This window comes from Mannheimia sp. (assembly GCF_056854775.1).
In genome coordinates this window covers 1-26,491 of sequence record NZ_JBXGGI010000099.1, presented here as the reverse complement: position 1 = coordinate 26,491, position 26,491 = coordinate 1, and the positions used below count along the sequence as shown (strand labels likewise).

The following is a 26,491-nucleotide window of genomic DNA, read 5'->3' as shown; positions in this document are numbered from 1 at the left end:
TTGGCATAATTTAAGTCCAAACCGAACTTGGTTACGGAAGTTGCTAAAAGGCTCTACGGTTGAATAAAAATAAACCCCGAAATGTAATTTTCGGGGTTTATTTTATTATTTAGCGAATAATACCACGCGTTGAGCGTTTGAAGAATTCTTTGAAAATAGCAACAGCCGGTTCGTTTGCTGCCAGTTGTTCAATTTCTGCCAAACTCTCTTCTAATGTTTTCCCACTAGTATAGATTAGTTTATATACTTTGCGGATTGCGTGTAACATTGCTTTATCAAAACCACGACGTTTTAAGCCTTCAAGGTTAATACCAAACGGACGAGCGTGGTTACCTTGTGCCATTACATAAGGAGGAACATCTTGGCTAACCATTGAGCCGCCGCCTAGCATAACGTGTGAGCCAATGACCACAAACTGATGAATTGCAGACATTCCACCTACAATCACGAAATCGTCTAATGTAACGTGTCCTGCAAGTGTACCATTGTTAGCAATAATGCAGCGGTTACCAATAGAGCAGTCGTGAGCAATATGGGTGTTGATCATAAATAAATTATCATCGCCGATTTTAGTTACACCACCGCCTTGTACTGTACCACGATGAATGGTTACGCTTTCACGAATACGGTTACGATTACCAATGATGACTTTGGTCGGCTCGCCTTGGTATTTTAAATCTTGGTTGATTTCCCCAATACTGGCAAATTGGAAAATATGGTTGTCCTCGCCAATTTCAGTTAAACCATTAATTACAACGTGTGAATGGATTTTTGTTCTTGCACCGATTTTTACATCTTTACCAATCACCGTAAATGGTCCGATTTCAACACGAGCACCAATTTGTGCACCCTCTTCAATAATAGCAAGTGGGCTGATTTGAGCGGTTGAATCAATTAGACGCATAGTTAGCTCCTTTAATTTTAGCTAGATTAAATTATTTACGGCGTGCACACATTAAGTCCGCTTCACACACTAATTTTCCATCAACGTATGCTTTACCTGTGAATTTAGTGATGCCTCGCACTTCTTTTAAAAATTCCACTTCAAGTTGAAGCTGATCGCCGGGTACTACAGGACGTTTAAAGCGAGCATTATCAATCGCAGCAAAGTAATAAAGCTCATCTTCATTTAACTTACCATAAGTTGCAACTGCTAATACGCCTGTTGCTTGAGCCATCGCTTCAAGAATTAATACACCGGGAAAAATCGGAGCATTTGGGAAATGACCTGTAAAACACGGTTCATTAAAAGTTACATTTTTAATCGCTTTTAGCCATTTGCCTGCTTCATAGTCTGTTACACGATCAACTAAAAGAAAAGGGTATCTATGCGGTAGCATACCCATAATTTCGGTAACTTCAATAATTTTAGACTCACGATTTTCAGTTGTAGTTTCTGACACTTTAGACCTCTAATAATTAATCATTAAAACGTTTTTCGAGTGATTTTAAACGTTTATTCATTTCATCAATATTCATCACTAATGCAGCAGTTTTACGCCACTCTTTATTCGTCTGTAGCGGAATACCTGATGAATAAATGCCTTTTTCTGTAATTGGTCGCATCACCATTCCCATACCAGTAATGATAGCACCATCACAGATTTCCATATGACCGTTAATAACGCTCGCTCCTCCAATTTGGCAGAAACGACCGACTTTTAGACTGCCAGCCATAATTACACCGCCAGCAACGGCAGTACCAAAACCAATGTGAACATTATGGGCGATTTGGCAGAGGTTATCAATAATCACATTATCTTCGATTACAGTCGGATTTAACGCACCTCTGTCAATACAAGTGCAAGAGCCGATTTCCACACGATTACCGATAATCACACCACCGGTTTGTGGGATTTTAATCCATTGACCTTTATCGTTAGCATAACCGAAGCCATCGCTACCAATCACGGCTGAAGATTGGATTAAACAATCAGAACCGATTTGTACATTATGGTAAACTGACACATTTGCCCAGAGTTGGGTTCTTGCACCAATTTTACTATTTTTTCCGACGAAGCAGCCTGCACCGATTATCGCATCATCGCCTAGCTCTACACCGCTTTCAATCACGGCATTTGCCCCAATAGATACATTATTACCTAATTTGGCTTCAGGCGAAATGACCGCATTTCGGTGAATGCCTGTTGCCGCTTTTGGGGTAGAGTCCATATATTGTGCCAGTAATGCGTAAGCTACATAAGGATTCGCTACGATAATTAAATTTTGATCTTCACGGCAAAATTCAACATCTGCGGGGCTAACAATGATTGCACCTGCGTTACAAGCGGTTAAATTTTCCCGATATTTTGCATTTGAGATAAAGGTAATTTGAGAGCTGTTTGCTTTATCTAAAGCGGCTATGCTTTGAATAGCCAAATCGGCGTTACCCTTAAGAGTACCGCCGATATGCTCCGCTAAATCAATTAAACGGAAATTTGCCATTATTTTTTCGCTTCTTCTGGTTTAGTTTCTTCAGCTTTCGCTTCCGGTGCTTTATCTACAGCCGGTTGAGCTTCTGTCGGTTTTTCTATTTTGATATCAGGGTGTTTTTTTACAATCGCATCAAGCACTGCTTCAGTAATGTCTTTGCTTTCATCTTCCGCATAAAGTGCAACTTGAGGTTGGAGTATTAAAGTATAACCTTTTGATTTTGCAATTTCTTTAATAGTTGCATTAACTTCATCTACTGCTTGTTTTTGAACTTCTTGAGGGTTGATACCACCATTTTCTTTATTAGCTTGCTCAATTTTTTTCTGGAAGTCGTCAGCACGTTTTTGGAATGCTTCTGCTTTTTTAGCAAAATCCGCTTCACGTTTTTGAATGGCTTCTACTTTCTTTTGGAAAGCATCTGCTTCTTTTTGAATTGCATTTTGACGAGCTTGGATATCTTTTGAACGTAAGCGAGGAGCTTCTTTCTCTAAAGCAGCTACTTTTTTCTTAATAGAAGCTTCAACAGTTTTTTGCTCATCTTGTAATTTTTGAGCATCGGTATTGATTTTGTTACGTTCAGCCGTTAATGCTTTATTTTCTTCAGCTAATTTTTTGTCTTCATCTGCAAATTTTTCTTGGCTTTCCTTCACGAATTTATCGAATTTTGCCGTTGCGTCTAATAAAACAGGGTGGTTTTGTAAAACGTAAGTTGGATCAACAAAACCAATGGTATCCGCTGCGGTAGCCATATTTGTTGCAGTTGCTAAAGCAATAGTTAAACCTGTCATTTTAAATAATTTTTTCATTGTTTTTCCTTTTTAAAGAAACGGTTGAATTAAGCGGTCAATTTGCAAAATTTATGTCATTTTTGACCGCTTGTAGTGAATTAGAATGAGCTGCCGATATTAAATTGGAATTGCTCGATTTCATCATTATCATACTTACGAATTGGTTTCGCATAAGAGAATGACAATGGACCAATTGGCGACATCCATTGGAATGCAACACCTGCCGAAGCACGGAAACGTTTGAAATCACCGTGATTAGGTAATGTTGGGTATTCTGATTGTTTCCATTTAGTATTCCAAGCTGTTGCTGCATCAACAAAGATAGAAGTTCTTACATTGTGTTGGTATTTTTCGCTCACAAATGGTGTTGGTGTAATTAGTTCCAAACTTGTAGCCACTAAAGCATTACCACCGATAATATCATTATTTACATTATCAAATTTGCCTGATTTAGCATTGTAGTAAATAGCTTGTGGACCGATTGCACCGTAAGAGAAACCTCTTAATGTACCAATACCACCAGCGGTGTAAAGTTGGTAGAATGGTACTTCTTTTCCACCCAAACCGTTAGTATAAGCAACGCTCGCTTTAGTTGAGATAACCCATTTATGTTCACGATTTAATGGGAAATAGTTTCTAAAGTCTGCACTTACACGATAATATTTATTATCAGAACCCGGAATAGTGATTTTACCACCGATATTCGCTGTAGTTCCTTCTGTCGGGAAATAACCTCTATTTAAGCTGTTATAGTTCCAACCTAATGAAAAATCGAAATCATCTGCTTTAATTTTGTCATAGTAGCTTGAGTTAGGATCAAACTTAAAGTTCATTGATTTCACATATTTTTCACGGGTATATTCACGAGACGCATTTTTGATTTTATCGTGCGTATAGCCCAAACCTAAATAGTATGAGTTATTTTCATTCACCGGGAAGCCAAGCGTACCGTTAATACCATAAGTTTGGCGTTTATATGAAGCGACGTTATCATTTTTCGAGTTATCGTAATCTTCATAGAATACATTACCGCCTAAACTTACCCCATCTTTAGTGAAGTACGGCTCGGTATAGCCTAAGTTGATACTTGTACCATAATCGTTACGATTACCGTTTAAGCTGATAGTTGAACCCATACCTAAGAAGTTATCTTGTTTGATACCTGCTTGGTAGCTGATACCACTTTCTGTACCGTAACCGATACCAAAGTTAATACTACCTGTATTACGCTCTTTAATTTTATACACTACATCAACTTGGTCTGAAGAGTTTTCTACATTTTGCATAGACATCTCAACACTTTCATAGAACCCGGTTCTTTCTAAGCGAGCTTTACCTAATGATGCTTTATTAGTTGATAACCAAGCACCCTCTTGCTGACGCATTTCACGGCGGAGAGTTGAGTCTGCGGTAACATCATTGCCTTCGAATCGAATTTTACGCACATAAATTCGACGACCGGCATCAACGACAAAGCTGATTTTAACGCTATTATCTGCATCATTAAATTGAGGATGAATATCTACTTTAGCAGAGCCGTAGCCGGCATCACCTAAGATGTTTTTAATTTCTTCTTCAATTTGGGTGAGATCTGATTTACGGAAGGTTTGACCCGCTTTAAAATCTTTTAATAATGGATTTAATTTATTGTCCATATTGGCAGTATTGCCGATAATACGCATTTCACTGATATTGTATTGTGAACCTTCGTTTAATTTGTATGTGAGGTTCACTTCAGTTTTATCATCATTGAATTGCACATCGGTATCTTCAATCGCAAATTTGGCATAACCACGATTTAAATAGAAGTCTCTCAATGTTTCTAAATCTTTTTGGTAAGCCGTTTGTTCAAATTTGCTACTTTCAAAAATATTCCACCAAGATACATCGGGCTGAATATCTAAATTTTCTAATAATTTTTTATCAGAGAATGCGTTATTACCTTCAAATTTAATGGTTTTCGCCTTTGTTACATCGCCTTCATCAATCACTAATTTAACATTTACACCACCTTCGGTATTATTTGTTACAACGGTATCGATTTTAGCTAAATAACGACCTGTAGAGCGGTAATGTTCAACAAGGCTTTCTTTAAAGGCTTCTAATTTTTCAGCATTAAAAATTTCACCTTGAGCAATTAAGTTGGTTTTTAAATTTTGTTCCAACGCGTCTTTGGGGATAGCCTTATTGCCTTCAAGTTCTACTTTACCGATAATCGGTTTTTCCGCTAGTTTAATAACAAGGGTATTGCCTTCTCGTGTTGCACGCACATCTGCAAAACGTTGCTGACTGAATAAGTGGCGAACTACATTGGAAACATCTGTATCTGTTGCAGTTTGGCCTACTCTAACAGGAATAGATGAAATAATAGCTGCACCTGTTGTTGGCTGAACGCCTTCAACACGAATATCTTTAACGACGAAAGGTGCAGCAATGACACCATTTGCAATTAAAAGAGAAGAAAGTAATAATTTTTTCATTGAAATTATCCTATGATTGTATTGCATTAATTTGCAAAATTATTAGAAAAATAAACCGCTTGTTAAAAATGAATAACGTCATTGATAAAGGCAAACACCATTAACCCTAGTACAAATGCAATGCCGATTTGTTGAAATAGCATCTGTATTTTTTCAGATAATGCTTTGCCTCGAACAGCTTCAACAGCTAATAAAACCAGTTGTCCGCCATCTAACGGTAAAATTGGAAACAGATTCATTACGCCTAAATTGACACTGATTAATGCCATAAAACTTAAATAATAAATCAAGCCAATTTCAGCCGTTGCCCCAGCTCCTTTTGCCATTGAGATAGGACCGCCTAAATTTTTAATTGATAAATCACCGGTAATTAGATTACCAATAAATTGTAGTATGGTTTGAATTAAAGACCACACTTTTTCAATACTTTTATAAAATGCGGTAAGAATATCATATTTTAATTCGGTGCGATATTTATCTGCAAGCCTTTCGTATGTTGGCACAATGCCGATAATGTAGCGGTCATCTCGCTTTTCGGGCTGAAGACTTAGTGTCTTAATTTGCCCTTTTTGTTCAATTTGAAGTTCAATTAAATTGCCCGTTTGAACATTTTCCACAAGAGAAACCCAATCAAAAGGTTGTTGATTAATCTTGAGAATTTTATCCCCCGAAGTCAATCCCACTTTTTCAGCAGGCGAGTTTTCAACAACTTCTTTGATTTCAGGCATTACTTTCGTACTTTTAGGACGAATACCTAATACCGTTAATGGATTTTCTTTGGCACTATCAATATTCCAGCCGGAAAGATCTAACTCATAGCGTTGAGTAGCTTGAGTATCAATTAGTTGTCCTTCTAGTTGTACATTTTTATTGCCAACTGCACCCACTAATGCAAGCGAAGCACTTTCCCAATCGTGAATATTTTGATTACCTATTTTTGTAATTTCTAATTCAGCAGGTAATTGAGCTTGTGCTGCAATCGTATTAGGTAAAACCTCACCAATTACAGGCTTAATAGTAGGAATACCTGAAACAAATACTACCCAATAAGCGAGTATTGCAAAAATAAAGTTTGCGGCAGGACCTGCAAAAATAATAAAAGCACGCTGTAAAACAGACTTCGTCGCTAATGATTGCTCTGGTCTGGCATCAACGCCTTGCTCGCCATTCCATATTTGTACATAGCCACCAAGTGGAATTAATGAGAAAGCAAATTCTGTGCCGTGCTTATCAGTTTTTCTAAATAACACTTTACCAAAACCGATAGAAAAACGGGTTACTTTCACGCCACATTTACGTGCAGCCCAGAAATGCCCGTATTCGTGTACGAATACCAGTACGCAGATTAGAACAAAAAAGGCAATAGTTGAAGTCATAGCTTATAGTACAAAAAAGAAGAACGTTGTGAAAAACGGAATTGCTGCTGTTAAGCTATCAATACGATCTAAAATACCGCCGTGTCCCGGAATAAGATTACTGCTGTCTTTAATACCGGCTTGGCGTTTGAACATACTTTCAACTAAATCGCCTAGTACAGAAATTGCTACCGTTGCAATAGAAACTATAATAAATGGTGTGGTGGCTAATTCTCTGCCGAATACATTCACAGGTGTAAGTTGTAAGAATGCAAAAGCAATCACGCCTGACGTTAATAAACCACCCAAAACACCTTCCCACGATTTACCCGGAGAAACTTTCGGTGCAAGTTTTCTTTTACCAAATGCTCTACCAAAGAAATAAGCACCGGAGTCTGCCCCCCACACTAATAAGCAAACATAGAGGAATAAATAAGTACCTTGATACGGATCGATATGGTAATTATGGAAGCGTAATGCTAATACACCAATTAAAAAAGGAATTAAGGTAGCAAAACCAAATAAGAATTTAGCTACAACCGACTTTTCCCATAGTTTGGCAGAATTTGGATAAGTAACTACTAATACAAGAGCAATTAGCCACCAAATGCAACCAATAAAGAGAATAGGCGTGGTTTCATCAGTAATAAAACGTGTTGCTCGGATATAATCGGTATTAGCAACTACTGCAAAAAGCAATAAACAGATCGTAACCATAGCCACAATCGCACGAGGTACAGGGCGTTTAAAACCTGCAAATTGAGCCCATTCCCACATTGCTGCGACAATAATTGCAGATAATGCGATAGTTAATGGCAACGGAGATAGCCAGAAAATAGCTGCCAATACGGCAATAATCATAATAATTGCTGAAAGTACACGTTCTTTAAGCATTGTGTTTCCTTGTAAATTGTATTAACAACCACCAAATCGGCGTTCACGCTGTTGATAAGCTAAAATTGCTTCACTAAAAGAGTCTTCGTTGAAATCAGGCCATAAAACAGGGCTGAAGAAGAGTTCCGCATAGGCAATTTGCCATAATAAAAAGTTGCTGATTCTCTGCTCGCCACTTGTTCTAATAAGTAAATCAACCTGAGGTTGAGCTTCTGTTACTAAATGTTGCTGAAATAACTCAGGGGTAATTTGTGCAATATCAAGCCGGCTCTCTTTTACTTGTAACGCTAATTTTTGTGTAGCTTGCACAATATCCCAATAGCCACCGTAATTTGCCGCAATATTTAAAATTAGCCCGGTATTGTTTTCAGTTAATTTTTCTGATTCTGCAATACGTTTTTGCAAACTTTCACTAAAGGCAGATTTATCACCAATAATATTCAAACGGATATTATTTTTATGCAATTTTTTGACTTCAGAATCTAAGGCTTTCATAAAAAGTGTCATTAAAGCGGACACTTCAGTTTCCGGTCTGCTCCAATTCTCACTACTAAAAGCATAAAGTGTTAGTACCTTAATCTGATATTTGGCTGCAAAACTTACCGCAGAACGAACCGCTTTCACACCGTTTTGATGCCCGAAAATGCGTAATTTTCCTTTCTGCTTAGCCCAGCGACCATTGCCGTCCATAATAATGGCAACGTGTTTGGGCATATTTTGAGGATCAAAGTTCACGGATTCACTCACTAAAATAATAAATAAGATAAAAATGGTAGTAACTATATCATAGGATAGGCAAGAGTGGAATTGACAAGCGATATTTGCACAGGTTTTTCTAAAAAAATGAAAAAAATCAAGCATTGTCATCAAACTGTCATAATTCTTTTCTACACTTACTCACGCAACAGCAATCTAACGTAAGGAGAATTACTATGCTAATGCGTAAGACTAAAAAAATAATGTTATTAGGTACTCTTTTTGCATCAGTGGCGGCGGTTTCTCACGCTCACACTATTACAGGAGCAGGGGCATCTTTCCCTTATCCGATTTATGCGAAATGGGCTGCCTTATATGAAAAAGAGACAGGTAATAAAGTAAATTATCAATCAATCGGTTCAGGTGGCGGTCAGCAACAAATTATTGCAAAAACCGTTGATTTTGGTGCATCTGATGACCCAATGAAAGCAGAATTATTACAACAACATCAATTATTACAATTCCCGGCAATTATCGGCGGCACAGTGCTGGTTGTGAATTTACCGGGCATTAAAGAAGGTGAATTAAAACTTTCCGGCGACTTACTGGCTCAAATCTATCTCGGCAAAGTTGCTAAATGGAATGATGCCGCTATCCAAAAACTAAATCCAAATTTAAATCTCCCTGATAAAGATATTCTTGTTATCCATCGTTCAGACGGCTCAGGTACAACTTTTGGTTTTACTAACTATCTTTCTAAAGTTTCAAGTGAATGGAAATCAACCGTTGGTGAAGGAAAAGCCGTGAAATGGCCGAAAGGGCACGGTGGTAAAGGCAATGAAGGTATTGCAGCCTATGTTCGCCAAATGAAATATTCTATCGGTTATGTGGAATATGCGTATGCGAAACAAAACCAACTTGCGTGGACAGCGTTACAAAACCAATCAGGTGAATTTGTTCAGCCGAACAAGGAAAGTTTTATGGCAGCAGCAAGTAATGCGAAATGGAATGAAGCAGAAGGTATGGGTGTAATTTTGACCAATGAAGCGGGTGAAAAATCTTGGCCTATTACGGCGGCAAGTTTCATCTTAATTCGCAAAAAAGAGGGTAAACCTGAAGCAACGCAAAATGTCGTGAAGTTCTTTGATTGGGCGTTTGCTAAAGGGCAAGATGCCGCTGCTGAGCTGGATTATGTGCCAATTCCTGAAGATGTTGTAAAAAGCATTCAACATAAATGGAATACTGAATTGCAAAAATAATGAAAAAAGTGACCGCTTGTAGGAGTGGTCGCCTATTTTACCGCTTTCATATAGAAAAATAATTATGTCTAAGATGAACCAATTTTTAAATCAAAATCGATTTGAAATATTTTTTAGAAATATGACCGCTTGTTTTGCGTGGTTAGTATTTCTGTTGCTTGCTGGAATGATGATTTCGTTATTTGTAGAAAGTTGGCCAAGTATCAAAAAATTTGGCGTGAGCTTTTTATGGGATAGCGAATGGGATCCTGTGCAGAATCAATATGGTGCATTAATGCCGATTGTGGGGACATTAATTACTTCCTGTTTAGCCTTAATCATTGCAGTACCGATTTCATTTGGCATTGCGATGTTTATCAACGAACTTTCACCACAATGGCTAAAACGCCCAATTGGAACTGCCGTTGAAATGTTAGCCGCTATTCCTTCCATCATTTATGGTATGTGGGGCTTATTTGTGTTCGTGCCTTTATTCCAAGAACATATTCAACCGATGATGATCGAATGGTTTGGTGATCTGCCTTTACTTGAATATTTATTTTCAGGTGCACCTTTTGGGATTGGTTTATTTACCGCTGGTTTAGTGCTTGCCATTATGATTATTCCATTCATCGCTTCAATGATGCGTGATGTGTTTGCAATTGTACCACCAATGCTAAAAGAAAGTGCCTACGGATTAGGTTCAACTCGTTGGGAAGTATTATGGAAAGTAGTGCTACCTTATACTAAAACAGGTCTTATCGGCAGTATTATGTTGGGTTTTGGTCGTGCATTAGGCGAAACAATGGCAGTAACTTTTGTGATTGGTAATGCTTTCCAAATACCAAATTCATTATTCTCACCTTCAGTTTCTATTGCTTCAGCTATTGCAAATGAATTTAACGAAGCCTCGGGCTTACAAAAATCGGCATTAATTGAATTAGGTTTAGTCCTTTTCTTAATTACAACGATTGTACTGTCTATTTCTCGCTTAATGATTTTAAGAATGCAGCGTAAGGAAGGAAAATAATGAAAAATTTACAGAACGCTCGTTTTTACAGACGTAAATGTTGTAACAGCATAATGCTAAGTTTAGCCTATGTGGCAGTTGCTTTTGGTTTGTTTTGGCTTTGTTGGATTTTATATTCACTGATTAGTCGAGGTATTCCGGGGCTTTCATTAGAACTTTTCACACAAATTACCCCGGCACCAAATGAGCAGGGTGGTTTAAGCAATGCGATTTTAGGCTCGCTACTTATTGTGGGAACTGGTACGCTTATCGGTACGCCAATTGGCATTTTAGCCGGCACTTATTTAGCGGAATATGGCAACTATAGCCGTTTTGCTAAAGTAACTCGTTTCTTAAACGATATTTTACTTTCTGCTCCGTCAATTATTATTGGCTTATTTGTGTACACACTTTATGTCTCAAAAGTAGGTCATTTTTCTGGTTGGGCAGGCTCTTTAGCCTTAGCGTTATTGGTTATTCCAATTGTGGTGAGAACCACAGACAGTATGCTTAACCTGATTCCAAACAACTTGCGTGAAGCAGCAATTGCATTAGGTTGCCCACAATGGCGAATGATAGTGATGATCTGCTATCGTGCCGCAAAATCTGGGATCTTAACAGGTGTATTACTAGCGGTTGCCCGTATCGCAGGTGAAACAGCTCCATTACTGTTTACCGCATTGTCGAACCAATTTATGTCTTGGGATATGAATGCACCAATGGCGAACTTACCTGTTGTGATTTACCAATATGCGGCAAGTCCGTTTACAGATTGGAATAATCTTGCTTGGGCAGGTGCAATTTTAATTACGCTATTTGTGTTATGTATCAATGTTTTAACCCGTGTTTTCTTACAACCAAAACAGAAATAATAAGGTGTTTAGAAATGAACATAGAACCAAAAATTTCAGTACAAAATCTTAATTTTTATTATGGCGATTTCCACGCTTTAAAGAATATCAACTTAAATATTGCAAAAAACAAAGTAACCGCATTTATCGGACCTTCCGGTTGTGGTAAATCGACCTTATTGAGAACCTTTAACCGTATGTTTGAGCTTTATCCAAACCAAAGAGCGGAAGGGGAGATCAATTTAGACGGCGAAAATCTATTAACTACTGATACGGATATTTCCATTATTCGTGCAAAAGTAGGTATGGTATTCCAAAAGCCAACGCCATTCCCTATGTCAATTTATGACAATATTGCCTTTGGCATTCGTCTATTTGAGAAACTATCGAAGCAAGAGATGAATGAGCGAGTAGAATGGGCTCTAACCAAAGCCGCATTATGGAATGAAGTGAAAAATAAGTTACATCAAAGTGGTGATAGTTTGTCAGGCGGACAACAGCAGCGTTTATGTATTGCCAGAGCCATTGCCATCAAACCAGATGTCTTATTGTTAGATGAGCCTTGTTCGGCATTAGACCCAATTTCTACAATGAAAATTGAAGCCTTGATTACCGAACTCAAGCAAGATTATACTGTGGCAATGGTAACGCACAATATGCAACAAGCTGCACGTTGTTCTGATTACACCGCATTTATGTATCTTGGCGAGCTAGTGGAGTTTGGTGAAACAGCACAAATTTTTAGCCAACCTAAAATTCCGCGTACGGCAGATTATATTCAGGGCAAAATGGGTTAGCTAATTCAGTTAAATGCAGTGTTAATATCAATTTCACTGCATTTTTTCTATTGGAGTATGGATAATGAGCAGAAGCATTTTAGTGGTAGAAGATGAACGTGGCATTCGTGAGATGATTAGTCTTTTTCTAATGCAACATCAATATAATGTCATTGAAGCAGAAGATTACCAAAGTGCAGTGAAAAAACTTGCCGAAAAACCACAATTGGTTTTATTAGATTGGATGTTACCGGGACGTTCTGGGGTTCAACTTATTGAATATATGAAAAAGAACGAAGAAATCGCTCAAATTCCTGTAATTATGCTTACTGCTCGTAGTGCAGAAGAAGATTGTATTACCTGCTTAAATGCTGGGGCAGATGATTATGTTATCAAACCCTTTTCTCCCAAGGTGTTACTAGCTAGAATTGAAGCCGTTTGGCGAAGAATTTACGAACAAACCACACAAATTATTCAGATAGGCGATTTAACGTTGGACGAAAATGCTCAACGAGTTTCTTATCTATCTGAACAAGTCCACTTAAGCCATACTGAATTCAAATTACTCCATTTTTTTATGACACACCCGGAAAAAGTGTACTCTCGTGAGCAATTATTAAATCGAATTTGGGGCGATGATTTAGAAGTGGAAGATAGAACGGTAGATAGCTATATCCGCCGCTTACGCCGTAGCCTTGAGCCTTACCAATGCGATAGCTATGTGCAAACGGTAAGAGGAAGTGGCTATCGTTTTTCACAGCATATTCAAGGTGAGTGATGAAAAAATTACTTAACTTTTTAGCGGAATTGATTTTATCTGCTTTAATTGCGTTTATATTTAGTTTATTTGGCTTAGATTTCAGCACTTGGCTGATTGTCATTTTTGTTGGTTTATTGGTATGGCATCACATCACAGAACACCGCTTACTTCAAACTCTAAACCCACAAAGTAAGAAAGATTTAGAACTGATTAATTTAGAAAACTTTTCCCAAACGATAGCTTATTATCGTAATAAAAATAAAAAAGAGAAGTTTGAGAATTTACGCCTGCTGTCTAAATTAAATAAAAATATTCAATATTTACCTGATGCAATTATGATCGCACAAGCAGACGGGGAGCTAGTTTGGTGTAATAACGCAGCTCAAAAAATGTTTGATTTCTACTGGCATAAAAAAACGCAAAAAAACATTCTCAATGTGATTTTTTACAAACAATTTAAGCACTATTTTACTCAGCCTAAGAAAAGCAGACCGCTTGTATTGCTGACTTATAACGAACGTTATATTGAAATCCACATTCATCAATATGATCCAGAAACCTTGCTGATTATTGGACGTGATATTACAGAAATGATAAAACTACTACGTTCCAGACAAACATTTTTAAGTAATATTAACCACGAATTAAGAACACCGCTAACGGTATTGCAAGGTTATTTGGAAATATTAGCGGATCAACCTGTACAAAGTTTGCTACAAGAAAAAGCGATAAAGGCAATGCAAGAGCAGAGCTTGAGAATGACGAATTTATTACAGCAGTTGAATATGTTGGCGAAAATTGAAACCTCATCAAATAAAGACCATCAATTGTTTGATATGTCTGCAATGATTCTTTCACTCAAAAAAGATGCGGAAATTTTAAATACTTACTCGCACAAAATTACTTTTGATATTCAGCCAGATGTAGAAATACTCGGTAACGAACATCAGCTACACAGCGTAGTGTCTAACTTAATTTACAACTCAATTAAGCATTCGGGGCAGGAATGCCATATTGAGATCAGTTGGAAACCGTGCGAACAAGGTATGAAATTTGAAGTAAAAGATGATGGAATTGGCATTCCTGAAATTCACTTGCCACATTTAACCGAACGTTTTTATCGAGTTGATGAATCCCGAAGTAAGAAAACGGGGGGCAGCGGTTTAGGGCTGGCAATAGTGAAGCACGCATTAGAGCAACACGCCTCAACACTCAACATTACCAGCAAAGAAGGCGAGGGGAGCAGTTTTTCTTTTGTACTGAAATCAGCATAATGCTCCCATAATGGTTAGAAATTATCTTTTTTCTTCCGAAGTGCAATAAATTCGGCTAAATCGACCGCTTGCATAAACGGATTTACCTGCATTTCAAGCCCAATGGTGGTAGGTAAAGTCGGTTTATTTTGCGAGTGTAAAATATCCACTTGTTCTTGGTATTCTGCGAGAGTGCAGCTTGTGGGTAACACGGCTTCAGCAAATTTTAGATTGCTCTTCGTGTATTCGTGGGCTGGATAGGCTTGAACCGAGTTAGGTAGAGTTTTAAAGCGTTGTAACGCATCAAATTGGGCTTGATAATCACCGGTGAAAACACGTCCGCAACCGCCGGAAAATAACGCATCGCCGCAAAAAAGATAATCATAACCAAACAAATAACTAATATGCCCTGCGGTATGTCCTGCACTTTCAATAATTCTTACATCGTAATCAAACAGTCTAATATATTGTTCTGGCGAAACAATCACATTTGCAAACTCAGCAACTTCTTGCGGACCATAAATAGGAGTATTTGGATATTTTTCTCGAATACCAGCTACACCATCAGTATGGTCGCTATGGTTATGGGTAAGTAAGATAGCGGTTAAATTTAGCGAATTTTTTGCAATAAAGTCTAATACAGGCTGATGTTCTGACGGATCAACAATAATCACATCTTGTTCTTTACGAATTGCCCAAATATAGTTATCGCTTAATGCCGGAATGGGAATGATCTGGAGCATAGGATTCTCCTGATGATATAAGTTAGATAAAAGGGTGGGGCGTTACCAGCCACCCTCGGCACACAGAAATTTCAACCCAGACTGCTTTCTTCCGAACCTGATCAAGTAAGCTGAACACCATTGCGAGGAACCAATAACGCCCCATTGAATTACGCTCATTGCGTAAGGCTTTCTATTATAGATAAATTTAAAAATAAGACAAGGCAGAATTTTACAAGCGGTTATTTTCTGATAGAAATTTGCAAATTTCTATGAAAATTCGACCGCTTGTAACTTTATACTTTTAATAATAATGCCACCGCTTCACAAGCAATACCTTCTCCACGCCCAGTAAAGCCCAACTTTTCCGTTGTAGTGGCTTTTACATTCACTTGGGAAATATCGCATTTCAAATCATCAGCAATGGTTTGACGCATTTTATCGATATGTGGACGCATTTTCGGTGCTTGGGCGATAATGGTTACATCAACATTACCTACTTTATATCCTTGTGCTTGCACTTGGCGATAGGCTTCAATTAATAAACCTCGACTATCAGCATTTTTATATTGCATATCGGTATCCGGGAAAAGTTTGCCAATATCGCCTAATGCAACTGCACCGAGTAACGCATCGGTTAGAGCGTGAAGGGCAACATCGCCATCACTATGAGCAATAAAACCTGTGTGGTAAGGCACTTCAACGCCTGCAATAATGAGCGGTCGGTTTTCGCCAAAGGCGTGAACGTCAAAACCGTGTCCAATACGAATCATATATTATTTCTCCAAATTTATAAGCTAGAGTGATGAGTGAGGTAAAACTCTGCTAAGGCTAAATCTTCCGGACGGGTAATTTTGATATTATCGCTTCTGCCGGCAACAAGCTGTGGTTGATACCCGCTTAGCTCCATAGCAGAGGCTTCATCGGTTACAATTTGTCTTTTACTAAAGGCTGTTTCTAACGCCGTTTTTAGCTTCTTAGCAGGAAAAAATTGTGGCGTTAAAGCGTGCCATAAAGTTGAACGATCTTCTGTATGCAAAATTTGCGTGCCGTTGGCTCGCTTCATTGTATCAATAGAAGGGGTGGCTAAAATGCCCCCTTGCTCATCTTCAATTTGCAAAAGTTTATCTAAATCCGACCGCTTGAGGCAGGGGCGAGCAGCATCGTGAACTAACGCCCAAGCATTTTCATCCTCAATGGCGTTTAACGCATTGAATACGGAATCTGCTCGTGTTTCACCACCAAACACAATTTGGATTTGGGGCGATTTGAGTAATGCAATTTCGGTATAGAAAGGATCATCTTTTGCCACTGCTACAATCACTTTGGCAATTTTAGGGTGATCAAGAAAAAGGGAAACCGTATGTTCTAAGATGGTTTTCCCTTTTAATGTTAAATACTGTTTTGGTTTGTCTGCCTGCATTCGGCTACCTACGCCTGAAGCAGGAATAACCGCAAAAATTTTTCTTTTCATAAATGTTTTTATTTATTTTTTGGCACGATACGGTAGAACATTTCGTTCTCTTTTACCATTTCACGTTCAAGTCTGGCACGCTCTTCAAGTGCATCTACCCCATTTTTTAAGTCATAGATTTCTGCTTCAATCAGTTTATTGCGAGCGGTTAATCTCTCATTCTCTTCTTTTAAAGCAGAAACTTCCTCTTGAAGCTCTTGGTAATCTGTCCACCCATTTTTGCCAAACCAAAAACTATATTGGAAAAAGCAGAGTAGGAAGGCAAAAAAAATAATCAATAAACGCATTTATTTTCTCTTTGTTTTAAATGATAAGTACAAGCGGTCAGATTTTACCTTGAATTTGCAAAAAATCCTAAATTTCTTACCGCTTGTAGCAAAATTTCTGGTTTGACAAGCCTGAATCCATTTTAAAATTTGATGTAAAACAAAAAAATATAGAAATTTTGTTAAATTTAGGAGAAAAATTTCAAAAATTTGAAGTATGTAACATTTTTTTTATTTCATTTGAGTATAATAGGCACAGTTGAATTTTATAACTATTATGAGGTAATTACTATGTTAAATCGTATTGAACAAGAACTTGCAGACTTAGGTATTACAAATGTTAAAGAAATCGTTCGTAACCCTAGCTATGAGCAACTGTTTGAAGAAGAAATGAAATCAGATCTTCAAGGTTATGAAAAAGGTGTTTTAACAAACTTAGGTGCAGTAGCTGTTGATACAGGTATTTTTACCGGTCGTTCGCCAAAAGACAAATACATCGTTTTAGATGAAAAAACAAAAGATACTGTTTGGTGGACATCTGATGCGGCTAAAAATGATAATAAGCCGATGAATCAATCAACGTGGCAAAGCTTAAAAGGTTTAGTAACTGATGAGCTTTCAAACAAACGCTTGTTCATTATTGATGCATTCTGTGGTGCAAGCCCGGAACATCGTATCAATGTGCGTATTATTACGCAAGTGGCTTGGCAAGCACACTTCGTGAAAAATATGTTTATTCGCCCAACAGAAGAAGAGTTGAAAGATTTCAAACCTGATTTCGTGGTAATGAATGGTTCTCAAGTAACTAACCCGAATTGGAAAGAGCAAGGTTTAAATTCTGAAAACTTTGTGGCATTTAATATCACAGAAGGTGTACAAATCATTGGTGGTACTTGGTACGGCGGTGAGATGAAGAAAGGTTTATTCTCAATGATGAACTACTTCTTACCACTTAAAGGTGTTGCATCAATGCACTGTTCTGCAAACGTGGGTGAAGAAGGTGATGTTGCTGTATTCTTTGGTTTATCAGGAACAGGTAAAACCACATTATCAACCGATCCAAAACGTAAATTAATCGGTGATGACGAACACGGTTGGGACGAAAACGGCGTATTTAACTACGAAGGTGGTTGCTATGCGAAAACTATCAACCTTTCTATCGAAAATGAGCCGGATATTTACCGTGCAATCCGTCGTGATGCGTTATTAGAAAACGTGGTTGTACGCGAAGATGGTACTATTGATTTTGATGATAAATCAAAAACTGAAAATACACGTGTAAGCTATCCGATTTATCACATTGATAATATTGCAGTGCCATCAAAAGCAGGGCACGCGAAAAAAGTGATTTTCTTAACCGCTGATGCGTTCGGTGTGTTGCCTCCGGTATCTAAACTTACACCAGAGCAAACAAAATACTACTTCTTATCAGGCTTTACTGCGAAATTAGCCGGTACAGAGCGTGGTATTACCGAGCCAACCCCAACATTCTCAGCTTGTTTCGGTGCGGCGTTCTTATCTCTACACCCAACACAATATGCTGAAGTGTTAGTAAAACGTATGGAAGCAGCCGGTGCAGAAGCATACTTAGTGAACACCGGTTGGAACGGCACAGGTAAACGTATCTCAATTAAAGATACTCGCGGTATCATTGATGCGATTTTAGACGGCTCAATCGATAAAGCTGAAATGGGTAGCTTACCAATCTTTGATTTAGCTATTCCAACAGCATTACCGGGTGTTGATACCAATATTTTAGACCCTCGCAATACTTACGAAGACAAAGCACAATGGCAAGCTAAAGCAGAAGACTTAGCCGGTAGATTTGTGAAAAACTTCGAAAAATATGCAACTAATGATGAAGGTAAAGCATTAATTGCGGCAGGTCCAAAATTGTAAGCTGTGATTTAAAATAATTAAATATTTCAAGGACTAAACCTTTTGCAAGGTTTAGTCCTTTTGTATAAAAGGAGAATAAATGACAACATTCCAGCTAAGACTCAAAGCAAAAGATGAACTTACACCACATCCAACCGCTCAATATTGGCGAAAATGCCAAGTGGAAGAACTTTTTGATATGCCGTTTATGGATTTAGTATTTAAAGCAGCCCAAATTCATCGGGAAAATTTTGATTCAAATGCTATTCAGCTTTCGACTTTACTTTCCATTAAAACAGGTGGTTGCCCGGAAGATTGCGAATATTGTCCACAATCTGCTCGCTATGATACGGGGCTGGAAAAGCAGACAATGCTGGATATTGACACCATTATTGAAAAAGCCAAAATTGCTAAAGAAAGAGGAGCAAGCCGTTTTTGTATGGGGGCTGCTTGGCGAGGACCAAAGCCAAAAGATATTAAAGTGGTATCTGAAATTGTTGGGGCAGTGAAAGCATTAGGGCTAGAAACCTGTGGTACATTTGGAATGCTTGAAGAAGGAATGGCGGAAGAATTAAAAGAAGCAGGATTGGATTATTACAATCATAATTTAGATACCGATCCTGAACGCTACAATCAAATTATCCACACACGAAATCACGAAGACAGAATGGACACTCTCGGCAAAGTGCGTAATGCTGGGCTGAAAGTCTGCTGTGGAGGTATTGTGGGAATGAACGAAACCCGCCCTGAACGTGCCGGCTTAATTGCCAGTCTTGCTAATCTTGTCCCCCAGCCTGAAAGCGTGCCAATCAACCAACTTATTAAAGTAGAAGGCACACCTTTAGCTAATGCAGAAGAATTAGATTGGACGGAATTTGTTCGTACAATTGCTGTAGCAAGAATCACAATGCCACATAGTTTTGTTCGACTTTCTGCAGGAAGAACCGCAATGCCTGAAGCAATGCAAGCCCTTTGCTTTATGGCTGGAGCGAACTCTATTTTTTATGGCGATAAATTGCTCACCACAGAAAATCCAGAAGAAGATTATGACCGCAAATTAATGGATAAACTGAATTTGTATCCATTACAGTATGAAGAAAGGAAGTGAGGAATTACAAGCGGTTGAATTTGACTAAAAATTTGCAAATCGCTTAAACTTAAGTATAGGGCGGGTTCCTGCACCCGCCCATTAATTCTCTATATCACATCATTTTGGATCGAAACCATCACTTGGTCGATTTTGAAGTTATCGGTATCAATAATTTCAAATTTATATTTATCCCATAACACAAAATCAGTTTTCTTTGGAATTTTGCGTAAAATATACATCATAAAGCCCGCAATAGTTTCGTAGTTCTCTGCATTCGGAAACTCGGCAATATCTAAAGCACGCATTACATCTTCTAGTGGTGTTGCTCCATCAATTAACCAAGAATGTTCATTACGCTGAACAATTTGCTCCTCTTCGTTAGAAACCAACTCACCCATTACAATGCTCATCACATCATTTAGCGTAACAATACCCACTACTAACGCATATTCATTCACAATAACGGCGAAATCTTCACCGGTTGATTTAAAGAGTTCTAAAACTTCGTATAAAGAAAGCGTGTCCGGAATAAACAGTGATTTACGTAATACAGTTGAATCAGTTAGTTTTACCTGCTTCTCTTGTAGATAAAGCGTTAAAATATTATGGGTTTCAACATAGCCTAAAATTTTATCGATTGATTTATCACAAATTAATAGCTTAGAGTGAGAATTTGCTTTTACGGTTTCAAGCACTTGATCTCTATTGAAATTTTGTTCCAAGAAAACAATATTTTCACGTGTTGTCATTGTGGAGGTAACAGTACGTTGTTGCATTTCAAAGATATTTTCAATCAAGTATTGCTCTTGTTCTTTTACAATACCGGCTTGAGCTCCGGCATCAACTATTGCGAAAATATCCTCAGAGGTCATATTATCTTCTCGAATAGTTGGTACTCTAAACAGTTTGAAAATCGCATTTGCAATAGTGTCAAACAACCAAACTAAAGGCTTAAATATAATGATTGAAACGGTCATTATCCCTATTGTTCGCAAGGCGATTTTTTCCGGATTTGCCATTGCTAGTCGTTTAGGAATAAGATCGGCAAATAAAATAAAAGCCACCGTTACAAAAATAAAAGCTAACCAAGAGCTTGCACTTTCAACCCATTCTGCTTGGCTATATTGAGAAAGGAGAGAATAGACAAAAGGATTAACAATGCTCTCGCCAATTACCCCGCCTAAAATCGCCACCATATTTAAGCCGATTTGCACAACTGTAATAAAACGTCCAGGCTGTTCCTGTAACTTTAACACTTGGCTTGCTTTTGTGTTTCCTTCATTTGCCAGTTGCTGAAGTTTAAGTTTTCTTGCACCAGCCAGCGAAATCTCGGCAGAAGAGATGATTGCACTTATGATAATAAGTGCAATCAAAATTAAAATTGCTTCAAATAAATTCATAATAGATGTTTAGATAAAAATAAAAAATCTGCACCTTAATCAGTCGGTTTTACTCAACTTTTGGTGTGCAGATCACATTTTGCTTATAAACTGATTGATGAATTAGAACGGAATATCATCATCAAAGTTATTCATTGCAGGCTCAGCTTGTGGAGCGGGTTTAGATTGCTGTGGTGCAGAGCTTGAAGTTTGGTTATAGCCATAATTGCTATTGCCTTGATTATAGCTATTACCCGCAGGTGCTGAATTACCCCAACCGCCTTGCTGAGCACCCATATCGTTACCTTGACGACTGCCTAGCATTTGTAATACATCGCCTTGAATTTCTGTGGTGTAACGATCTTGCCCGTTTTGGTCTTGCCATTTACGAGTACGTAGGCGACCTTCCACATAAACTTGTGAACCTTTACGTAAGTATTGACCACAAACTTCCGCTTGACGACGATAGAACACAATACGATGCCATTCTGTTACTTCACGACGTTCACCAGTGTTTTTATCTGTCCAGCTTTCTGATGTTGCAACACTAATATTTGCAACTGCTTCGCCGTTTGGCATTGTACGCATTTCCGGGTCGTTACCTAAGTTACCTACGATAATTACTTTGTTGATACCAGCCATAAAATCCTCTTTCTCTGCTTTTATACAAAATTGTGGAGTATTCTACCCGAAAATTAGCTTATTGAACACAGAAAAACTGATATTTTGTACAGTTTTATTAAAATATGCGATAATGCTCGAAAATTTAGAAAATAGTGCTGGACATAATTGGATATAGGAAATATGCAACATATTGATATTCGTGGAGCAAGAACCCACAACTTAAAAAACATCAATTTAATCTTACCGAGAGATAAATTTATTGTCATCACAGGGCTTTCCGGCTCAGGTAAATCTTCTTTAGCCTTTGATACTCTTTACGCTGAAGGGCAACGTCGTTATGTAGAATCGCTTTCTGCCTATGCTCGCCAATTCCTTTCTTTAATGGAAAAGCCTGATGTCGATCATATTGAAGGGCTTTCGCCTGCGATTTCGATTGAGCAGAAATCAACTTCTCATAACCCACGTTCTACGGTAGGAACGGTAACGGAAATTCACGACTATTTGCGTTTATTATTTGCCCGAGTAGGTGAACCTCGCTGCCCTGATCACGATGTGCCATTAGCCGCTCAAACCATTTCACAAATGGTGGATAGAGTAATGGAAGAGCCTGAAGGAAAACGTCTGATGTTGCTTGCCCCAGTGGTGAAAGATCGCAAAGGCGAACACGTAAAATTATTGGAAAATTTGACCGCTAGTGGTTACTTGAGGGCAAGAATTGACGGTGAAATTTGTGATTTATCTGATCCTCCGGCGTTAGAGCTTCAGAAAAAGCATACCATTGAAGTAGTAGTGGATCGTTTTAAAGTACGAGCCGATCTGGCAACCCGTTTAGCTGAGTCTTTTGAAACGGCATTAGATTTATCAGGCTCAACCGCCATTATTGCCGATATGGACGACCCAAATGCGGAAGAAATTGTCTTTTCATCAAGTTTTGCTTGTCCACATTGTGGCTATTCATTGCAAGAGTTAGAACCTCGCCTATTTTCATTTAATAACCCGGCTGGAGCTTGTCCAAGTTGTGATGGTTTGGGGGTAGAGCAGTTTTTTGATGAAAAGAAAGTAGTGCAAAATTATGATGTTTCATTAGCTGCCGGGGCAATTAAAGGTTGGGATCGCCGTAGTTTTTACTATTTCGGATTACTTAAAGCAGTTGCAGAACATTACGGGTTTGATTTAGAAACGCCATTCGGACAGTTATCGAAAAAACACCAAAATCTTATTTTAAACGGCACAAAAGAAGAGATTGAGTTTGTTTATGTCAATGACAGAGGCGATAAAGTCAAGCGTAAACACGCGTTTGAAGGCGTGTTAAATAATATGGCTCGCCGTTATAAAGAAACAGAATCTAACTCTGTGCGAGATGAATTAGCGAAATATATCAACACCCGCCCTTGCGTGGAGTGTGAAGGCTCTCGTTTGCGTCGTGAAGCTCGTTATGTTTTCCTGGATAAAACTAACTTACCGATGGTTTCAGAAAAAAGCATTGGCGAAGCGTTAGCTTTCTTTGAGGAGATCAAACTCTCCGGGCAAAAAGAGAAAATTGCGGAAAAAATCTTAAAAGAAATTCGTGAGCGTTTACAGTTTTTGGTGAACGTGGGCTTAAATTATCTCTCACTTTCTCGCTCGGCAGAAACCCTTTCAGGTGGCGAGGCACAACGTATCCGTCTTGCCAGTCAAATTGGGGCTGGTTTAGTGGGCGTGATGTATGTGTTAGATGAGCCTTCTATCGGCTTACACCAACGAGATAACGAACGCTTGCTTAATACGCTTATCCATTTGCGTAACTTAGGCAACACCGTGATTGTGGTTGAGCACGATGAAGATGCAATTCGTGCGGCAGATCATATTGTTGATATCGGACCAGGTGCAGGGGTGCACGGAGGACAAGTTATTGCACAAGGCACAGCTGAAGAAATTATGCAAATTGACGAATCCATTACCGGGCAATTCCTTTCAGGTAAGCAGAAAATTGAAATTCCATCAAAAAGAGTACCCTATGACGGTTCAAAACTGCTCACTTTATCAGGGGCAAGTGGTAATAATTTGAAGAAAGTGAAGTTAGAAATTCCAGTGGGTCTATTTACTTGTATCACGGGGGTATCTGGGTCGGGTAAATCGACGTTGATTAACGACACCTTATTCCCTCTGGCACAAAATGCGTTAAACCGTGCAGAAAATAGTGATGTTGCCCCTTATGAATCTATTGATGGTTTAGCTCATTTTGATAAAGTGATCGACATCGATCAAAGCCCGATTGGACGAACCCCTCGCTCAAATCCAGCCACTTACACAGGGCTATTTACCCCAATTCGTGAGTTATTTGCAGGTACGCAAGAGGCTCGGGCAAGAGGTTATAATGTAGGGCGTTTTAGCTTCAATGTGCGTGGTGGTCGCTGTGAAGCCTGTCAAGGTGATGGTGTGATTAAGGTTGAAATGCATTTCTTACCCGATGTTTATGTGCCGTGCGATCACTGTAAAGGCAAACGCTACAACCGTGAAACGTTGGAAATTCGTTACAAAGGCAAAACCATTCACCAAGTATTGGATATGACAGTGGAAGAGGCGAGAGAGTTTTTCGCACCTGTGCCGATGATTGCCCGTAAGCTACAAACCTTGATGGACGTAGGTTTATCTTATATCCGACTCGGGCAATCCTCTACCACACTTTCAGGTGGTGAGGCTCAGCGAGTGAAGTTAGCCACCGAGCTTTCCAAACGAGACACTGGCAAAACGCTGTATATTTTAGACGAACCGACTACAGGCTTACATTTTGCCGATATTAAACAACTACTTGGCGTGTTACATCGTTTACGTGATCAGGGCAATACCATTGTGGTGATCGAACATAATTTAGATGTGATTAAAACCGCAGACTGGATTGTTGATCTTGGCCCAGAAGGTGGTAGCGGCGGCGGTGAGATTATCGCCACAGGCACACCGGAACAAGTAGCTAAAGACAAACGCTCCCATACTGCAAGGTTCCTAAAAGAGATCTTATCAAAAGGCTAACACATATACAGACTACAAGCGGTCATATTTTTAGAATTTTTTGCGATTTGCAAAATATTGGAGAAATATGACCGCTTATTATTGATATCATCTATAAATTTTGTGAACTGTGTCGAAAATTTTAACGTTTCTGTTAGACAAGAACATCCTAAACAGTAGAATTTACGTAAGTTTTATGAGGAAAAATAATGACTAAACTTATCCGTAATAGTACCGCTGAGTTTTTGATTTTTACCAATCAAACTGGCGAGCAAAATATAGAAGTTCGATATGAAGATAATGAGATCTGGCTCACTCAAAAGCGTATAGCTGAATTATTCGAGGTCTCAGTACCAACTATTAATGAACATTTAAAGCATATTTTTGAGAGTGAGGAACTCAATGAACTTTCAGTTATTCGGAAATTCCGAATAACTGCCTCAGATGGTAAAAATTACAATACTAAGCATTACAATCTTGATGCAGTAATCTCTGTTGGTTATCGGGTTAATTCTATTCGTGCGACACAATTCCGCCAATGGGCAACTCAAATTTTGCGAGAGTTTTCGCAAAAAGGATATGTGTTAGATCGAGAGAGAATGGAAAATGGGACTTTTTTAGGAGAGGATTATTTTGAACGATTATTAGAAGAAATTCGGGAAATTCGTCTTTCTGAACGCCGTTTTTATCAGAAAATTACTGATATTTATGCAACATCGGTAGATTACAATAAAAATGCTCCCACAACAAAATCCTTTTTTGCAACGGTGCAAAACAAGTTGCACTATGCCATTCATCAGCATACAGCTGCCGAATTAATTATGGAACGAGCGGATAGTCTCAAACCTAATATGGGATTAACTACTTGGGCGAAATCGCCTGAAGGTAAAATTTTAAAAAGCGATGTTTCTATAGCCAAAAATTATTTGAATAATGATGAGTTAAAAGATTTAGGTTCGATTGTGAACGCATTTTTGGATTTGGCAGAGCGTAGAGCAAGGCGTCAAATTCCAATGACAATGGAAGATTGGGCAAAACGATTAGATATATTTTTAAACGCAGATGATTTACCTCTATTAGATGGTAAAGGAAAAATTAGTTTTGATGAGGCAAAGCTATATGCTGAAACAGAGTTTGAGAAATATCGCGTAATCCAAGATAAAACCTTTGAGAGCGATTTTGATAAACTTATCAAAGAAAAATTAAGTAAGTAGAAATCAAGCGGTCATATTTTGAAAATTTTTGTATTTGCAAAATATGACCGCTTGTGTTTTACTATTTAACTTTGTGTTAATTCTGTTCTAACCTTCTCAAAAGCCGTTTCTAAATCACTGCTAAAATGAATCTGTTGAATTTCATTTACCGTTTTTTGTGATCGAACCAGCATTCTCATCGGTTGAAATTGTACATTACAGAGATGTAAATTTTGATGTGGCAACATATGTTGAACAAAACGGGTTAAAGCGTGAATGCCTCCAGTGTCAAGCACAGTTACCGCATCGCATTGTAAAATAATATGTTTGATTTCACGATCAGT

Annotated in this window: 25 protein-coding genes and 1 other RNA gene; 10 read left to right on the top strand and 16 right to left on the bottom strand. The window is 38.3% G+C overall.

Annotated features, from left to right (window positions below):
* Positions 1 to 109: 109 nt before the first annotated feature.
* The 8 genes from lpxA to uppS all read right to left on the bottom strand — a co-directional run bounded on the left by lpxA (position 110) and on the right by uppS (position 8,685).
* Positions 110 to 904 carry an acyl-ACP--UDP-N-acetylglucosamine O-acyltransferase gene (gene lpxA, locus ACJHV0_RS06970; RefSeq protein WP_483133756.1) on the bottom strand — a complete coding sequence of 265 codons (795 nt, stop codon included), beginning with the start codon at positions 902 to 904 and terminating at the stop codon, positions 110 to 112.
* Between the two features lie 31 nt (positions 905 to 935).
* The gene (gene fabZ / locus ACJHV0_RS06965) at positions 936 to 1,403 is read right to left on the bottom strand and encodes a 3-hydroxyacyl-ACP dehydratase FabZ (RefSeq protein WP_025236181.1); all 468 of its coding nucleotides are present in this window, start codon (positions 1,401 to 1,403) and stop codon (positions 936 to 938) included.
* A 16-nt stretch (positions 1,404 to 1,419) separates the two neighbouring features.
* Positions 1,420 to 2,445, bottom strand: coding sequence for a UDP-3-O-(3-hydroxymyristoyl)glucosamine N-acyltransferase (gene lpxD, locus ACJHV0_RS06960; RefSeq protein WP_483133755.1), 1,026 nt, complete (start codon positions 2,443 to 2,445; stop codon positions 1,420 to 1,422).
* The gene (locus ACJHV0_RS06955; RefSeq protein ID WP_483133754.1) at positions 2,445 to 3,239 is read right to left on the bottom strand and encodes an OmpH/Skp family outer membrane protein; all 795 of its coding nucleotides are present in this window, start codon (positions 3,237 to 3,239) and stop codon (positions 2,445 to 2,447) included. Before ACJHV0_RS06955 ends, lpxD begins: the two co-directional genes overlap by 1 nt.
* 80 nt (positions 3,240 to 3,319) lie before the next feature.
* Positions 3,320 to 5,701, bottom strand: coding sequence for an outer membrane protein assembly factor BamA (gene bamA / locus ACJHV0_RS06950; protein WP_483133753.1), 2,382 nt, complete (start codon positions 5,699 to 5,701; stop codon positions 3,320 to 3,322).
* Positions 5,702 to 5,763: 62 nt separating this feature from the next.
* A complete protein-coding gene (gene rseP / locus ACJHV0_RS06945) occupies positions 5,764 to 7,077 on the bottom strand; it encodes an RIP metalloprotease RseP (RefSeq protein WP_483133752.1) in 1,314 nt (437 codons plus the stop codon).
* A gap of 3 nt (positions 7,078 to 7,080) precedes the next feature.
* Entirely contained in the window at positions 7,081 to 7,950 is an 870-nt protein-coding gene (locus tag ACJHV0_RS06940) for a phosphatidate cytidylyltransferase (RefSeq protein ID WP_025236176.1), read from the bottom strand.
* Positions 7,951 to 7,971: 21 nt separating this feature from the next.
* The gene (gene uppS, locus ACJHV0_RS06935) at positions 7,972 to 8,685 is read right to left on the bottom strand and encodes a polyprenyl diphosphate synthase (RefSeq protein ID WP_483133757.1); all 714 of its coding nucleotides are present in this window, start codon (positions 8,683 to 8,685) and stop codon (positions 7,972 to 7,974) included.
* 197 nt (positions 8,686 to 8,882) lie between these two features.
* Here uppS and pstS point away from each other — a divergent pair, with 197 nt between their 5' ends.
* The 6 genes from pstS to phoR all read left to right on the top strand — a co-directional run bounded on the left by pstS (position 8,883) and on the right by phoR (position 14,554).
* Positions 8,883 to 9,905, top strand: a complete 1,023-nt coding sequence (gene pstS, locus ACJHV0_RS06930) for a phosphate ABC transporter substrate-binding protein PstS (RefSeq protein WP_483133751.1) — start codon at positions 8,883 to 8,885, stop codon at positions 9,903 to 9,905.
* 64 nt (positions 9,906 to 9,969) lie between these two features.
* Positions 9,970 to 10,914, top strand: coding sequence for a phosphate ABC transporter permease subunit PstC (gene pstC, locus ACJHV0_RS06925; RefSeq protein ID WP_483133750.1), 945 nt, complete (start codon positions 9,970 to 9,972; stop codon positions 10,912 to 10,914).
* On the top strand, positions 10,914 to 11,765 hold the full coding sequence (gene pstA, locus ACJHV0_RS06920) for a phosphate ABC transporter permease PstA (protein ID WP_334236277.1): 852 nt from the start codon (positions 10,914 to 10,916) through the stop codon (positions 11,763 to 11,765). The genes pstC and pstA overlap by 1 nt, the downstream gene beginning before the upstream one ends.
* A gap of 14 nt (positions 11,766 to 11,779) precedes the next feature.
* Positions 11,780 to 12,541, top strand: a complete 762-nt coding sequence (gene pstB / locus ACJHV0_RS06915) for a phosphate ABC transporter ATP-binding protein PstB (RefSeq protein ID WP_334234901.1) — start codon at positions 11,780 to 11,782, stop codon at positions 12,539 to 12,541.
* A gap of 64 nt (positions 12,542 to 12,605) precedes the next feature.
* Positions 12,606 to 13,298 (top strand): phosphate regulon transcriptional regulator PhoB, encoded by a 693-nt coding sequence (gene phoB, locus ACJHV0_RS06910; RefSeq protein ID WP_334236278.1) that lies wholly within the window; start codon positions 12,606 to 12,608, stop codon positions 13,296 to 13,298.
* Positions 13,298 to 14,554: a phosphate regulon sensor histidine kinase PhoR gene (gene phoR / locus ACJHV0_RS06905; protein WP_483133749.1), complete on the top strand. Its 1,257-nt coding sequence runs from the start codon at positions 13,298 to 13,300 to the stop codon at positions 14,552 to 14,554. Before phoB ends, phoR begins: the two co-directional genes overlap by 1 nt.
* Positions 14,555 to 14,568: 14 nt before the next feature.
* Here the strand turns inward: phoR and gloB are convergent, their stop codons facing one another.
* The 5 genes from gloB to ftsB form a co-directional block, all read right to left on the bottom strand.
* Entirely contained in the window at positions 14,569 to 15,276 is a 708-nt protein-coding gene (gene gloB / locus ACJHV0_RS06900) for a hydroxyacylglutathione hydrolase (RefSeq protein ID WP_483133748.1), read from the bottom strand.
* 39 nt (positions 15,277 to 15,315) lie between these two features.
* Positions 15,316 to 15,413, bottom strand: an RNA gene (ffs, locus tag ACJHV0_RS06895) — signal recognition particle sRNA small type.
* 138 nt (positions 15,414 to 15,551) lie between these two features.
* The gene (gene ispF, locus ACJHV0_RS06890; RefSeq protein WP_483133747.1) at positions 15,552 to 16,028 is read right to left on the bottom strand and encodes a 2-C-methyl-D-erythritol 2,4-cyclodiphosphate synthase; all 477 of its coding nucleotides are present in this window, start codon (positions 16,026 to 16,028) and stop codon (positions 15,552 to 15,554) included.
* Positions 16,029 to 16,045: 17 nt separating this feature from the next.
* Entirely contained in the window at positions 16,046 to 16,729 is a 684-nt protein-coding gene (gene ispD / locus ACJHV0_RS06885; RefSeq protein WP_483133746.1) for a 2-C-methyl-D-erythritol 4-phosphate cytidylyltransferase, read from the bottom strand.
* An 8-nt stretch (positions 16,730 to 16,737) separates the two neighbouring features.
* Positions 16,738 to 17,016 carry a cell division protein FtsB gene (gene ftsB, locus ACJHV0_RS06880; RefSeq protein WP_025236163.1) on the bottom strand — a complete coding sequence of 93 codons (279 nt, stop codon included), beginning with the start codon at positions 17,014 to 17,016 and terminating at the stop codon, positions 16,738 to 16,740.
* Between the two features lie 270 nt (positions 17,017 to 17,286).
* On the opposite strand from ftsB, the gene pckA reads away from it, so the two are divergent.
* Positions 17,287 to 18,894, top strand: a complete 1,608-nt coding sequence (pckA, locus tag ACJHV0_RS06875) for a phosphoenolpyruvate carboxykinase (ATP) (protein ID WP_425168883.1) — start codon at positions 17,287 to 17,289, stop codon at positions 18,892 to 18,894.
* Positions 18,895 to 18,973: 79 nt separating this feature from the next.
* Positions 18,974 to 19,981 carry a biotin synthase BioB gene (gene bioB / locus ACJHV0_RS06870; protein ID WP_483133745.1) on the top strand — a complete coding sequence of 336 codons (1,008 nt, stop codon included), beginning with the start codon at positions 18,974 to 18,976 and terminating at the stop codon, positions 19,979 to 19,981.
* Between the two features lie 89 nt (positions 19,982 to 20,070).
* On the opposite strand, the gene paeA is transcribed toward bioB, so the two are convergent.
* Together paeA and ACJHV0_RS06860 are read right to left on the bottom strand one after the other, a co-directional pair.
* On the bottom strand, positions 20,071 to 21,363 hold the full coding sequence (paeA, locus tag ACJHV0_RS06865) for a polyamine export protein PaeA (RefSeq protein WP_334229098.1): 1,293 nt from the start codon (positions 21,361 to 21,363) through the stop codon (positions 20,071 to 20,073).
* A 102-nt stretch (positions 21,364 to 21,465) separates the two neighbouring features.
* Positions 21,466 to 21,984 (bottom strand): single-stranded DNA-binding protein, encoded by a 519-nt coding sequence (locus ACJHV0_RS06860; protein WP_334248096.1) that lies wholly within the window; start codon positions 21,982 to 21,984, stop codon positions 21,466 to 21,468.
* 162 nt (positions 21,985 to 22,146) lie between these two features.
* On the opposite strand from ACJHV0_RS06860, the gene uvrA reads away from it, so the two are divergent.
* Both uvrA and ACJHV0_RS06850 read left to right on the top strand, forming a co-directional pair.
* Positions 22,147 to 24,975 (top strand): excinuclease ABC subunit UvrA, encoded by a 2,829-nt coding sequence (uvrA, locus tag ACJHV0_RS06855; RefSeq protein WP_334234889.1) that lies wholly within the window; start codon positions 22,147 to 22,149, stop codon positions 24,973 to 24,975.
* 188 nt (positions 24,976 to 25,163) lie between these two features.
* Positions 25,164 to 26,168 (top strand): virulence RhuM family protein, encoded by a 1,005-nt coding sequence (locus tag ACJHV0_RS06850; protein WP_463625506.1) that lies wholly within the window; start codon positions 25,164 to 25,166, stop codon positions 26,166 to 26,168.
* 65 nt (positions 26,169 to 26,233) lie between these two features.
* On the opposite strand, the gene ACJHV0_RS06845 is transcribed toward ACJHV0_RS06850, so the two are convergent.
* Positions 26,234 to 26,491, bottom strand: a 258-nt coding sequence (locus ACJHV0_RS06845) for an STAS domain-containing protein (RefSeq protein WP_483133744.1), incomplete at its 5' end; no start/stop codon positions are given.